The organism is Paenibacillus sp. D2_2 (genome assembly GCF_031199965.1).
Lineage (GTDB): Bacteria > Bacillota > Bacilli > Paenibacillales > Paenibacillaceae > Fontibacillus.
The window spans coordinates 4968851-4982500 of sequence record NZ_CP133605.1 but is presented as its reverse complement, the minus strand read 5'-3'; the positions used below and the strand labels follow the sequence as shown (position 1 = coordinate 4982500).

General features: G+C 47.0%; 7 protein-coding genes, 11 tRNA genes, 2 rRNA genes and 1 pseudogene (1 of these 21 running past the window's edge). All 21 read left to right on the top strand.

All coding sequences use genetic code 11. The features are described 5' to 3' along the window. Positions 1 to 1211 (top strand): 23S ribosomal RNA (locus tag RE628_RS25585) (it extends 1716 nt beyond the left edge of the window). A gap of 101 nt (positions 1212 to 1312) precedes the next feature. Beyond that, positions 1313 to 1429, top strand: a 5S ribosomal RNA gene (gene rrf, locus RE628_RS25580). A gap of 5 nt (positions 1430 to 1434) precedes the next feature. Then, positions 1435 to 1509 (top strand) — tRNA-Asn (locus RE628_RS25575). 3 nt (positions 1510 to 1512) lie between these two features. Continuing rightward, positions 1513 to 1588, top strand: a tRNA-Thr gene (locus tag RE628_RS25570). Positions 1589 to 1596: 8 nt separating this feature from the next. Beyond that, positions 1597 to 1671, top strand: a tRNA-Glu gene (locus RE628_RS25565). 25 nt (positions 1672 to 1696) lie between these two features. After that, positions 1697 to 1772: transfer RNA gene (locus RE628_RS25560), tRNA-Val, on the top strand. A 10-nt stretch (positions 1773 to 1782) separates the two neighbouring features. Next, positions 1783 to 1857 (top strand) — tRNA-Gln (locus tag RE628_RS25555). A gap of 7 nt (positions 1858 to 1864) precedes the next feature. Next, a tRNA-Lys gene (locus tag RE628_RS25550) sits at positions 1865 to 1940 on the top strand. 31 nt (positions 1941 to 1971) lie between these two features. Then, positions 1972 to 2055 (top strand) — tRNA-Leu (locus RE628_RS25545). A 6-nt stretch (positions 2056 to 2061) separates the two neighbouring features. After that, positions 2062 to 2136: transfer RNA gene (locus RE628_RS25540), tRNA-Gly, on the top strand. 3 nt (positions 2137 to 2139) lie between these two features. After that, positions 2140 to 2216: transfer RNA gene (locus RE628_RS25535), tRNA-Arg, on the top strand. 27 nt (positions 2217 to 2243) lie between these two features. Next, positions 2244 to 2320, top strand: a tRNA-Pro gene (locus RE628_RS25530). A 7-nt stretch (positions 2321 to 2327) separates the two neighbouring features. Continuing rightward, positions 2328 to 2401: transfer RNA gene (locus RE628_RS25525), tRNA-Gly, on the top strand. A 305-nt stretch (positions 2402 to 2706) separates the two neighbouring features. Continuing rightward, positions 2707 to 5502: a phosphoenolpyruvate carboxylase gene (gene ppc, locus RE628_RS25520; protein ID WP_309156055.1), complete on the top strand. Its 2796-nt coding sequence runs from the start codon at positions 2707 to 2709 to the stop codon at positions 5500 to 5502. Between the two features lie 260 nt (positions 5503 to 5762). Continuing rightward, a pseudogene (gene sigW / locus RE628_RS25515) lies at positions 5763 to 6358 on the top strand (RNA polymerase sigma factor SigW). Between the two features lie 132 nt (positions 6359 to 6490). Further along, a complete protein-coding gene (locus RE628_RS25510; protein ID WP_309156053.1) occupies positions 6491 to 7108 on the top strand; it encodes a zf-HC2 domain-containing protein in 618 nt (205 codons plus the stop codon). Positions 7109 to 7393: 285 nt separating this feature from the next. Next, positions 7394 to 8227 (top strand): diadenylate cyclase CdaA, encoded by an 834-nt coding sequence (gene cdaA, locus RE628_RS25505; protein WP_309156051.1) that lies wholly within the window; start codon positions 7394 to 7396, stop codon positions 8225 to 8227. Beyond that, positions 8220 to 9593 carry a CdaR family protein gene (locus RE628_RS25500; protein ID WP_309156049.1) on the top strand — a complete coding sequence of 458 codons (1374 nt, stop codon included), beginning with the start codon at positions 8220 to 8222 and terminating at the stop codon, positions 9591 to 9593. The genes cdaA and RE628_RS25500 overlap by 8 nt, the downstream gene beginning before the upstream one ends. Before the next feature lie 35 nt (positions 9594 to 9628). Next, the gene (gene glmM / locus RE628_RS25495; protein ID WP_309156047.1) at positions 9629 to 10969 is read left to right on the top strand and encodes a phosphoglucosamine mutase; all 1341 of its coding nucleotides are present in this window, start codon (positions 9629 to 9631) and stop codon (positions 10967 to 10969) included. A gap of 372 nt (positions 10970 to 11341) precedes the next feature. Further along, positions 11342 to 11506 (top strand): hypothetical protein, encoded by a 165-nt coding sequence (locus RE628_RS25490; protein ID WP_309156044.1) that lies wholly within the window; start codon positions 11342 to 11344, stop codon positions 11504 to 11506. Positions 11507 to 11695: 189 nt separating this feature from the next. Further along, positions 11696 to 13528 carry a glutamine--fructose-6-phosphate transaminase (isomerizing) gene (gene glmS / locus RE628_RS25485; protein WP_309156042.1) on the top strand — a complete coding sequence of 611 codons (1833 nt, stop codon included), beginning with the start codon at positions 11696 to 11698 and terminating at the stop codon, positions 13526 to 13528. Positions 13529 to 13650 lie beyond the last annotated feature (122 nt).

Here is a 13650-nt window from a genome sequence, read left to right as displayed (position 1 = left end):
AACTCGGCAAAATGACCCCGTAACTTCGGGAGAAGGGGTGCCCGGTAGTGTGAATAGCACGAGGGGGCCGCAGTGAAAAGGCCCAAGCGACTGTTTAGCAAAAACACAGGTCTGTGCGAAGCCGCAAGGCGAAGTATACGGGCTGACGCCTGCCCGGTGCTGGAAGGTTAAGGGGAGTGGTTAGGGAGTAATCCCGAAGCTATGAACCGAAGCCCCAGTAAACGGCGGCCGTAACTATAACGGTCCTAAGGTAGCGAAATTCCTTGTCAGGTAAATTCTGACCCGCACGAATGGCGTAACGACTTGGGCGCTGTCTCAACGAGAGATCCGGTGAAATTTTAATACCTGTGAAGATGCAGGTTACCCGCGACAAGACGGAAAGACCCCATGGAGCTTTACTGCAGCTTGATATTGGACTTTGATACGATTTGTACAGGATAGGTGGGAGCCTAGGAAGCCGGAGCGCCAGCTTCGGTGGAGGCGCCGTTGGGATACCACCCTGATCGTATTGGAGTTCTAACCTAGTACCGTGATCCGGTACGGGGACAGTGTCAGGCGGGCAGTTTGACTGGGGCGGTCGCCTCCTAAAGAGTAACGGAGGCGCCCCAAGGTTCCCTCAGAATGGTTGGAAATCATTCGAAGAGTGCAAAGGCAAAAGGGAGCTTGACTGCGAGACTGACAAGTCGAGCAGGGACGAAAGTCGGGCTTAGTGATCCGGTGGTACCGCATGGAAGGGCCATCGCTCAACGGATAAAAGCTACCCTGGGGATAACAGGCTTATCTCCCCCAAGAGTCCACATCGACGGGGAGGTTTGGCACCTCGATGTCGGCTCATCGCATCCTGGGGCTGAAGTAGGTCCCAAGGGTTGGGCTGTTCGCCCATTAAAGCGGTACGCGAGCTGGGTTCAGAACGTCGTGAGACAGTTCGGTCCCTATCTGTCGTGGGCGTAGGAAATTTGAGAGGAGCTGTCCTTAGTACGAGAGGACCGGGATGGACGCACCGCTGGTGTACCAGTTGTTCCGCCAGGAGCATAGCTGGGTAGCTAAGTGCGGAAGGGATAAGCGCTGAAAGCATCTAAGCGTGAAGCCCCCTCAAGATGAGATTTCCCAATTAGTAAGACCCCTTGAAGACGACGAGGTTGATAGGCCTGAGGTGGAAGTGCAGCAATGTATGGAGCTGACAGGTACTAATCGGTCGAGGGCTTATCCAATTATTAAAACGCAAAATGAAGTTTCGTATCCAGTTTTCAGGTGATCAAACATCTGAACGATTTTGAAGCAAGTTACTGATAGTAGCGAGCACAAAATCCCGTTTGGTGGCGATGGCGGAGGGGTTCCACGCGTACCCATCCCGAACACGACCGTTAAGCCCTCTAGCGCCGATGGTACTTGGACCGAAGGGTCCTGGGAGAGTAGGAAGCCGCCAAGCAATGTTCCCTGATAGCTCAGTTGGTAGAGCACTCGACTGTTAATCGAGTTGTCACAGGTTCGAGTCCTGTTCGGGAGCCATTAGCTCTCATAGCTCAGTAGGTAGAGTGCATCCATGGTAAGGATGAGGTCACCGGTTCGATCCCGGTTGAGAGCTCCACGTACTATGGCCCGTTGGTCAAGGGGTTAAGACACCTCCCTTTCACGGAGGTAACAGGGGTTCGAATCCCCTACGGGTCACCACTTTTATTAAATGATTCATACATATGGAGGCTTAGCTCAGCTGGGAGAGCATCTGCCTTACAAGCAGAGGGTCAGCGGTTCGATCCCGTTAGCCTCCACCATATGAATTATTGGGGATTAGCCAAGCGGTAAGGCAACGGACTTTGACTCCGTCACTCATAGGTTCGAATCCTATATCCCCAGCCATTTATATGAGCCATTAGCTCAGTTGGTAGAGCACCTGACTTTTAATCAGGGTGTCGAAGGTTCGAGTCCTTCATGGCTCACCAGTATACTCATTCGAGTATGCAGTGTGATTGTGCGCGTGTGGCGGAATGGCAGACGCACCAGACTTAGGATCTGGCGTTTCACGACGTGGGGGTTCAAGTCCCTTCACGCGCACCATACTTTGCGGACGTGGCTCAGCGGTAGAGCATCGCCTTGCCAAGGCGAGGGTCGCGGGTTCGATTCCCGTCGTCCGCTCCATTTGCGCCCTTAGCTCAGCTGGATAGAGCGTTTGACTACGAATCAAAAGGTCAGGAGTTCGAATCTCTTAGGGCGCGCCATTTAATCAAATAGTAATAATTTTTTCCCGGGATGTAGCTCAGCTTGGTAGAGCACCTGGTTTGGGACCAGGGGGTCGCATGTTCAAATCGTGTCATCCCGACCATCATTCTGCGGGTGTAGTTCAATGGTAGAACTCCAGCCTTCCAAGCTGGTAGCGTGGGTTCGATTCCCATCACCCGCTCCATACATAACTGTAACATCATCAGTGCGATGATGTTTTTTGTTATAGATGTGGAATTTATCCCTTATATTCTTCAGATTTTTAAAGTGTTCAACATATTACGTCCTTGGCCATATTAAGAGGGGATTTTTGTATCTTCTGATTTTACTGCTTTACCGTATTATCGGGACAATGCGAAGATTTTGCTTAAATTGACAGTGTCGGATGTTGAATTCTTTACAAATAAAGTGAAGATTTTCAGGGAAGTTTATTGTATGATATTAGGAAGGCTTTAGAAAGACGGAATAGGGATGAAATGGGGGAGAAATATGACTGAAATAGCGGTAACCGCCGGCAAGAGTAATTCGAATAATCTGCTAAGGCGCGACATCCGATTCCTCGGAAATATACTGGGAGAAGTCCTTGTGCATCAAGGCGGCAATGAGCTTCTGGATATAGTCGAGAAAATCAGAGAGACGAGTAAGTCCTTGCGGGCGGTTTTCATACCGGATCTACATGAGGAGTTTAAACAACTGATAAGCTCTCTTGAACCCGAGATTCGCCACCAAGTAATCCGTGCATTTGCTATTTACTTTCAGTTGGTCAATATCGCTGAGCAGAATCATCGAATTCGTCGCAAACGGGATTACGAGCGTTCAGCTGGTGATGCGGTGCAGGCCGGGTCTATCGAAGCTTCCGTTCGAGATCTGAAGGAAAATGGATTTACCTATTACGAAGCGCAGGAGATTCTGGAAGGGATGTCCCTGGAACTCGTAATGACAGCGCACCCTACAGAGGCAAAACGTCGTCCTATCCTAGATATTCACAAGCGGATCGCTGAAGATGTTATGTTGCTCGACAATCCTACACTTACGTTCCGTGAAAGGGAACAATTGAGAGAGAAGCTTCTGAATGAAGTCATTACGCTCTGGCAAACTGATGAATTGAGAGACCGCAAACCAACGGTAATCGATGAGGTCAGAAATGGAATGTATTATTTCCATGAGACGCTGTTCCATGTACTTCCCGATGTATATCAGGAATTGGAACGCTGCTTAGGCAAATACTATCCGGAGCATCACTGGCATGTGCCTAAATATTTGCGCTTTGGTTCTTGGATCGGTGGAGACCGGGACGGGAATCCATCAGTAACTGCTGATGTGACCTGGCAGACCCTGAACATGCAGCGCAAAATGGCCATTAGGGAGTATCAGCTTGCCCTTGCCAGGATGTTCAAGCATCTTAGCTTTAGTACGTCGATTATTGACGTGACGGATGAATTAATGGCTTCGATTCAGAAGGATCGGCTCCAGGTTACCCTCCATAAGACGCCAGAATGGCATAACGAGAAGGAACCTTATCGTATTAAATTATCCTACATGACTGAGAAGCTTCATAATGTTCTTGATGAGACCAAGAAAGGGACATCAGAACTTTATGAGAATGCTCAGGAACTTATCGTTGATCTGAAAATTATCGATCGTAGTCTTCGTCATCACTATGCGGATTATGTAGCGGATACGCATCTTAGCCAAATGATCCGTCAGGTAGAACTATTTGGCTTCCATACAGCGACGCTGGATATTCGTCAGCACAGCCAAGAGCATGAGAAGGCCATGACTGAAATCCTGGCCAAAATGAATATTACAAGCAACTATGCAGAACTTAAGGAAGAAGAGAAGCTGGTACTTCTCGAACAGTTGCTGAACGATCCTCGGCCTTTGACTTCGCCATATCAGGAATATAGCGAGAGTACAACAGAGTGTCTCGATGTGTACCGCACGGTTTTCAGAGCTCAAAAGGAATTTGGAGTTCAGTGTATCACCAGCTATCTGATAAGTATGACGGAAGCGGGCAGCGATATTCTGGAGGTCATGGTATTCGCCAAAGAAGTGGGCCTGTTCCGCAAGGATCCGGATGGCACAGTCGTATGTACACTCCAATCCGTTCCGCTCTTCGAGACGATCGAAGATTTGCATGAAGCTCCAGCTATTATGAGCCGTCTTTTCGAGATGCCGATCTATCGTCAGTCCGTGGCGGCAATGAATGATCTGCAGGAGATCATGCTTGGTTACTCGGATAGTAATAAAGATGGCGGCGTTGTTACCGCGAACTGGGAACTGCGTGTTGCACTGAAGCAAATCACTGCAACGGCTAAAAAATATGGAGTGAAGCTCAAATTCTTCCATGGGCGCGGCGGAGCGCTAGGGCGCGGCGGAATGCCGCTTAACCGCAGTATTCTAGTGCAACCACCTGAGACGATTGGCGGAGGCATCAAGATTACAGAGCAGGGTGAGGTTATCTCTTCCCGGTATTCCCTCAAAGGGATTGCTTATCGTAGTCTAGAACAAGCTACTTCCGCATTAATTAAGGCAGCCATTAACGCGAAGTTGTATGATGAAAATAATCAGCAAGAAGAGGAATGGGATGAGATCATTGCCGGTATCTCGGAGACTTCCTTGAATAAATATCAGGATCTCGTATTCCGTGATCCAGACTTCTTGAAATTCTTCAAAGAATCAACACCGCTTGGCGAAGTAGGTGAACTGAATATCGGTTCCAGACCGTCGAAGCGTAAGAATAGCGATCGCTTTGAGGATCTCCGCGCTATTCCATGGGTATTTGCCTGGACGCAGAGCCGCTACCTCTTCCCAGCATGGTATGCTGCTGGAACGAGCCTGTACAACTTCTATCAAGACGATGAGAAGAAGCTGCAAATTTTGCAGGATATGTATCACAATTCGACCTTCTTCCGCTCTTTGATCGATACGCTGCAGCTTGCAATTATTAAAGCGGACCTCGTTATTGCCAAAGAATATAGCAGAATGTGCGGTGATCAGGAAGTAAGGGACCGCGTCTTCGGTAAAATTGAAGAGGAATTCAATCTGACCAAGGAAATGGTTCTGAAGATTACGGGGCTTCCTGAAATTCTTGATGATGCACCAGCACTTCAGGAATCGATTCGCCAGCGGAACCCTTATGTAGACCCGCTGAGTTACTTACAAGTACAATTATTGACTGAATTGCGTGCAGTTCGTGAGAAAGACCAAGATGATGCTGTTCTACTTCGTGAAGTGTTGCTTACGATTAACGGAATTGCAGCAGGCCTTCGTAATACGGGCTGATACTAGATTTAATGTTTATACTAAGCCGGATTCTTCCCTGGTAGTTGGGAGAGTCTGGCTTGTTTTTTAGTAATAACCAAAACACTAATAATAGAAGCCTTTTCTAGTATATAAAGTCCCTGAAATCGAGCTAATTCTATTGCTTTTTACAGGAACTTGAATTAACATTTGAATGAAGTACCGGCGATGAACGGGATTATTCCTCGATGATAGATCGGGGAAAAGGCCGGACAGGCATTAGGCTTTGATGGAGCCCGTCCATGGATCTGGAGGATATTATAGTGGTTGATCATTTTGATACGAGGTTAGTAAAGCTGGCGCGTAAAGGCGACCAGGGTGCATTTGCGGAACTCGTTGATTTATACAAAGATAAAATATTTCATCTGGGTACCGGATGTTGTCCAATCGACATGAAGCTGAAGATATTGTACAGGAGACATTCCTACGCGTGTACAAGAACTTTAACCGATACGATGAGAAGCAGAAGTTCTCAACTTGGATTTACCGCATAGCGACAAATCTGTGTATTGATCGTCTGCGCAAGCGCAAGCCTAATTACTATCTTGATGCTGGTATGAATGATCAAGAGGGTGTAGATGGTTATGCGCTGATTCCTGGTGATGAACGGACACCGGAATCAGAATATCTCTTGTCGGAGACGCAAGCGACGATTCATCAAGCGATTGAAGGGTTGCCTGCCAAATATAAGTCCGTTATTGTTCTAAGGTATTTGCAGGATTTGTCGTTACAGGAGATCGGAGATGTTCTGGACATGCCGGTAACAACGGTCAAGACCAGGGTGCATCGGGGACGTGAATTTTTGCGTAAGAAGCTGGAACATAAGGCAGTTTTTTAATGGCTATGTTTTATATTAGCTATGTATCTTTTTGAAACGTTATTCGCTCCGTAACGTAATGTATGTTAGGACGACTATCTCCATACTGTGTATGGTTATTCCATAGTACTGATATTGAAAGGAATGGCTGATATGGATTGCAAACATGCCTCCACTTTAATGCATGATTATTTCGACGGAGATCTTGTGCATGAGCAGGCCGTGGAGCTTAAGGGGCATCTGAACTCATGTCCCGCATGCAGTGCTCGGTTCCAGCAGTTGGAACAGACGGAAATGAAGCTGTTCGCGACATTAAGACATGACCGCATCTCTGCTCCAGATTCGTTAGTAAGCCGAATCATGAGTGAGATCCCTAGTCAACGCAGGCAGCAGCCATGGCTTAAGATGATCAAGAGACATCCGGCCTTAACGGCGGCAGCCATTTTTCTGGTGGTGATGCTGTTCAGTGCAGTATCCTTAATGAAGGCGGATGATCAGCTGATTGTTAAAGTAGGCGACCTGGATCAGGTAGTCATCAACGGGCATATCGTTACTGTGCCTGAAGGCTCTACCGTAACGGGCAATCTTACGGTTGAGAACGGTAAGGCTGAAATTCTGGGAAATGTCGAAGGGAATCTGACCGTTGTCGATGGCTCTTATTATCAGGCTTCGACCGCTCACATTTCAGGTAAGGTCAAGAGTATCGATCAAGCTCTGGACTGGATCTGGTACAGAATCAGTAACGCTTTTTCAGATGTCGCCTATAGATAAGCAGGAAGTGACAAATAACGGTCTGGCGCCCTCTTCAAGAAGATGGCGCCTTTTATATTTTATTGGGGCAGAGAAGAAATATTTTTCATTGTGGGTAACCTATTTTCTTCAAACTTGCATCTAGCCCGGGAACGTTATAACCTAGAGTTTAGGGAAATAATAATTTCACAGATACAATGAAGTAATTAATACAAAGCAGTATATCTGAGCAGACTTATTAGATATACATAAGCGTCTTCTAGTTAGTCATATAGATTGAATAGAAGAAAAACCGGGGGTTACACCATGGATTATTTTGCAAATATGGGTTGGCAGGACTGGATCAAGGATATCGTTGATATTCTGATCGTTACTTATATCATTTATCATCTGATCTTGCTCGTACGAGGGACAAGGGCTATCCAATTGCTGAAGGGTCTACTTGTCTTGGTCTTAATATGGGCTGTTAGTACATGGTTCGATCTATACACACTGAAATGGCTGATGAACCAGATGTTCACGTTTGGTGTTCTCGCTATCTTTATCATCTTCCAACCAGAGCTCAGACGAGCCCTGGAACAGCTAGGACGAGGAAAATTGTTCAATCGCGGTATTGCTGATGAAGAAGAGTTCGCCCGTGAGCTTAGCGAGGTTATTAAAGCGCTGAATTATTTATCACGTAGAAAAATAGGGGCATTAATTGTCTTTGAACGGAATACAGGGATTAGCGAGTACACGGAGTCGGGTATCCCGCTTCAATCGGTGATCACTTCACAATTGCTGATCAATATCTTCATTCCGAATACTCCACTTCATGATGGTGCGGTCATTATACAGGGGCATAAGATAACGGCGGCGGCCTGTTATTTGCCGCTGTCTGAGAATCCATTCATCAGTAAAGAGTTGGGTACACGCCACCGTGCCGCGATCGGGATTAGTGAGGTAGGTGACGCAGTATCTATCGTTGTATCGGAGGAGACTGGTCAAATCTCGCTGGCCATTGATGGACAGGTAGTTAGAGATATTAAGGAAGAATCTTTGATCTCCAAATTGTATGAAGAGCTTGGCCCAGATTCGAGCCCGAATGACAAACGTAAGTCCTTCTGGCGTACGAAGGAGGCTGGCAAGAAAAATGGATAAATGGTTAAAGCATAACAATATTGTTAAAATCATTGCACTTGTATTTAGCATAATTTTGTGGGCCATGGTGCATATCGATAGCGGTACTACGGTAGTTACAACGCCAGACTTGAAGCCAAGAATTATAGATAACGTAAATATTCAAGTGACTGGCTTTGATAGTGATCGTTATGTTCTCTATGATCTGGACCCAGATAAAGTAAGGCTGGAAGTGAAGGGAAGAAAGACAGATCTTACAACCAATTTCTCTAACTACAAAGTCAAATTGAACTTGAAAAACGTGGGGCCAGGGACGTATACCCTGCCATTGTCTACTGAATTGCCTCCGGGTGTACAGTATGTATCTATGAATCCTTCTTCTGTAAAAGTAACGATTGAAGAGAAACGGACGCAGGAAATGCCGGTCACGATCGTAACGAAGGGTGTACCAGCGAAGGGCTTTGAAGTTGGGACTCCGATTACAACAACAGAGATGGTGAAGGTCACACTGCCGGAGAGCGAGATTGATGATCTCGCGAAGGTTCAGGGGACCGTTGATATAGCCGGGATAGACGATTCTCTCAAAGGGAAGTCTGTCAAGCTGGTCGCTTATGATAAGCTAGGCGAAGTCATGAGTGATGCAGTGATTTCCCCAGACTCTGTTGATGTCGATGTGCCTCTTAATAAGACATATAAGAACATTCCGTTGGAGGTGCACCAGTCTGGACAGCTTCCAGCAGGATATGTACTAGCCGGAGTGGACACAGATGTGAAGGGCGTCGTCGTATACGGTTCTAAAGAGGCCATGGAGAAAATTACGGCTTATCCAATCACCGTCGATCTGAATAATTATAATGGTAACCCGGAAACGAAATATAATGTGAACTTGACTCCGCCGGAGGGATTTGAGAAAATCGAGCCTAGTTCTGTGCAAGTGACGATCAAGGTTGAGCAAGCTTCACAAAAGGTGATCGATGATATACCGATCTCTCTGACGAACTTAGGCGCTAATCTCACGGCGAGATTTATACAGCCCTCAGACAAGAAGCTCTCTCTGACTGTCATGGGCACAAGTGAACAGCTTAAAGAGCTGAAAGCGAAGGATATTACGCTTGAGGCTGATTTGTCTAAAATGGGTGCAGGTATACATTCCGTACCTTTAAAGGTAACGTTACCGAATTATGTGAAGCTGGTAGATTCGGGAACAGCGCTTGAGATCGAAGTGGAATTGACGGAGAAAGATTCGCATCCGACTACGACAGACCCCGAAGGGACACCTGGTCATAATTCGGATGGATCAGATACCGGACCACCTGATGGTAATGGAGCTAATGGCGGTGCAGATCCAAATGTAGGCAACAACAGTGAAAGCGATAGTGGGGGTTAATTGGAGCTTCACAATTTATTGGAGGAGTGAAAATCATGGGGAAGTATTTTGGTACGGATGGAGTAAGAGGAATAGCTAATCAGGAATTAACTGCAGAATTAGCATATAAAATTGGTCGTTGTGGAGGTTATGTGCTTACAGGCCAGGCAGCAAAGCCTAAGGTAGTTATAGGTATGGATACACGGATATCAGGCGTTATGCTTGAATCGGCTCTGGTCGCGGGTCTGCTGTCGATTGGTGCGGATGTGATTCGGCTTGGCGTTGTTACTACTCCAGCGGTTGCTCTGTTGACACGGATGCTCAAAGCGGATGCAGGAGTTATGATCTCTGCATCGCATAATCCGGTAGAGGATAACGGGATCAAGTTCTTTGGTAGCGACGGCTTCAAACTGTTGGATGAGACGGAACTGAAAATCGAGGAACTTCTCGACAAAGAGATAGATGAGCTCCCTCGTCCAATTGGTGATGGGCTTGGCTCGGTTACAGTCGATTATGATTCCAAGTTGAAATACTTGGAGCATTTGAAGACGACGATTAGCCACTCCTTTGAGGGATTGAAGGTTGTACTTGATTGCGCCAATGGAGCGGCCTATGAGCTGGCTCCAAGACTATTCAGAGAGCTTGGAGCTGAGGTTCATACAATCGGTGCTGAACCGAATGGGCTTAACATTAACGACCATTGCGGATCGACTCATCCAGAACTCTTGAAAGAAGAAGTTGTACGTTTAGGTGCCCATATCGGTCTGGCCTTTGACGGGGATGCTGATCGGCTGATTGCTATAGATGAGAATGGCGAGGAAGTAGATGGAGACTATATTCTTAGTATCTGCGGACATGCGATGAATCAGGCTGGTAAGCTGAAGGATAGTACGATTGTCTCGACGGTCATGAGTAATTTTGGATTCTACAAGGCTATGAAGAAGCTGTCCTTGAATACGGAACAGACTGCAGTCGGTGACCGTTATGTCATGGCTGAGATGATTCGCGGCGGATATAATCTTGGCGGAGAACAGTCTGGCCACGTTATTTTCCTCGATTATAATACAACTGGTGACGGTATTCTGACGGCAATTCAATTAGTGGATACACTTCGGGCAACAGGCCAGCCGCTAAGCGAGTTGAAGAGCGTAATGAAGAAATATCCGCAAGTACTTGTGAATGTCCGTGTACAGGATAAGAACAAGTATGAGGGGAATGCTGCAATCGAGGAAGCTGTAGCTGCCGTAGAGCGCAAGCTCGGAGATAACGGCCGCGTACTGGTACGTCCATCTGGAACCGAGTCACTAATCCGTGTTATGGCTGAAGGACCGGATAAAGAAGAGATCGAACAGTTAGTGGCAGAAATTGTTGCAGTTGTGGAGACAGAATTGGTCTAATTAGAATATTATGATAAGTATGAAGCCGTCAGGCAGTGCAGTTAAAGCGCTGTTTGGCGGCTTTGTTGTGTAATGCGGTTGATGGTTACTTCTCGGTGATGAAAACCGAACCTTTTAACACAGATTGGTAGTTAAATGAGTGTTAGAAGAGCTATATGGACGGTTAGGAGAGAGAAGAATGATTGCAAAAATGAACGTAGATGCATATAATAAGCATATTCAAGAATAGAGAGTGAGGATCGTGAGGTTATAAGGAAGATAAGCGCCAGAGCTTGGTTTCGCGCGGGAAGGGACTTGAGTAGTTTATATCATTTGACACTGCGAAGGTTCTAGTACCGGCAAATGCAAGCTGACGAGGTGGGGGTGTTCGAAATGTTCGGCGGGGGCCTCCCGGTGTGGCATCACACCGTAACCGTGAAGGCAAAACGAATAGGCGACTGTTCAGACAAACCTTACGGATGGATGCAGGAGATTAATAATTCGATGAGTAATGCTCATGAGTGTACGCAAGGGATAGAGCGGAAGAATCCGCGGTGAACGGAGCGACAGTGGACATTCATGAAAAAGAACGGTTGGTCTGATGTGATTTTTTCATTATTTTCATATCGTAGTACCTGCACTTTGATAATTGAATAGTTCTGTCTCTGTATACCGCGTGGTGGGTCTTCCGCTTCTATTCTGCTTGCGATTATAACTGCAGAATTCGAAACGGAGGATTATATAAATATGTGTGGTATTGTTGGATATATTGGGGAAAGAGACACGCAGTCGGTATTGATTGAGGGGCTTAAGAAGCTGGAGTATCGCGGGTATGATTCCGCGGGCATCGCTGTGTATACGAACAATGGTCTGAAGATTACCAAGGCGACCGGACGGTTAGCCAATTTGGAGCACAAATTGGAGGATGCTCCATTGGTGGGCAATGCCGGAATTGGACATACACGCTGGGCCACTCATGGTAAGCCGTCTGATGTGAATTCTCATCCTCATACGGATCACAGTAAGAAGTTCTCTGTCGTGCATAACGGGATCGTTGAGAACTATCTGGAACTTAAGGATGAGTTGATCAGCCAAGGATACGAATTTGTCTCAGAGACGGATACGGAGGTAATCTCTCATCTGGTCGCACGTGAGTACAGTGGTGATATCGTTGCAGCTGTCCAGAAGGCGATAAGCTATATGCGTGGCGCTTTTGCGCTTGGAGTGCTTACAGAGTATGAACCGGATAAACTGGTTGCTGTACGCCAAGCCAGCCCGCTTATTATCGGCATTGGTGAAGGCGAGAACTTCATTGGTTCTGACATCCCTGCGTTGTTGAAGTATACGCGTAAAGTGTATATTCTTAACGACGGTGAAATGGCTGTATTGACTAAGGACGCTGTCGAATTGATGACCATTGAAGGGAATTTTATTTCTCGGGAAATGATTAATGTCGATTGGGATGCGGTCACTGCAGAAAAAGGCGGCTTTGCTCATTTCATGCTTAAGGAAATTCATGAGCAGCCTAAGGCATATCGTGATACTATGCTGGGGCGGATCGATGAGAGCGGGCGCCGCATCGTTCTGCCAGATTTGTATCTGACCGAGGATAAGATACGGTCGATTAACAACGTCCATATTATAGCGTGCGGAACTGCGTATCATGCGGGTCTAGTTGGGGGAGCCGTGATTGAGCGTCTCGTTAAGCTACCAGTGATGTGCGACGTCGCTTCTGAGTATCGCTATCGCTCGCCGTTGATTACTCCAGAGACGCTAGTGATCGTTGTTAGCCAGTCTGGGGAGACTGCGGATACACTAGCCGCTTTGCGCGAGGCGCAAGCGAATGGGGCCCATGTACTGGCGATCACGAACGTAGTAGGCAGCTCGATCGCTCGTGATGCAGATGATGTCATTAATACGCTCGCTGGTCCGGAAATTGCAGTCGCTTCGACCAAGGCATATACGTCGCAATTGATTGCATTCTATTTGTTCAGCTTATATCTTGCTCAAGTACGCGGTACTCAGACCGATGATGAGATCGCACATGTGATCGCGGCAATGCATGCCTTGCCGGAGCAAGTAGAGAGTATGCTGGCTAATGTCGATGCCATCAAGGCGTACGCTGAGCATATCTCTAAGCATGAGGACCTGTTCTTTATCGGTCGTGGCTTGGATTACGCAGTGGCCATGGAAGGGTCTCTGAAGCTAAAGGAGATCTCTTACATCCATTCCGAGGCCTATGCTGCTGGCGAATTGAAGCATGGAACCTTGGCATTGATTGAAGAAGGTATTCCCGTGATCGCACTAGCTACGCAGGAATCTGTACTAGAGAAGACCGTTAGTAACATCAAGGAAGTGAAAGCGCGTGGCGCTGATGTCCTAGCGCTCACACACGAGGAGAATGTTACCGGCCTCTTGAAGTCCGTCGACCAGGCCTTCGCCATTCCGAAGACGCTGTCGATTCTCACTCCGGCCCTGTCCGTAGTACCACTGCAGCTGCTTGCTTACTACACTTCCCTTGCCAGAGGCAACGACGTAGATAAGCCGCGAAATTTGGCGAAGAGCGTGACTGTGGAGTAGAGATATATAAAGTAGGTAGAAAGATGTCTGGTGATATAAAAGTCGTGAACCAGTAAAAAATGTCATGAACAGATGACAAAAGTCGTGAACCAGTGATAAAAGTCATGAACCACTATGTAAAT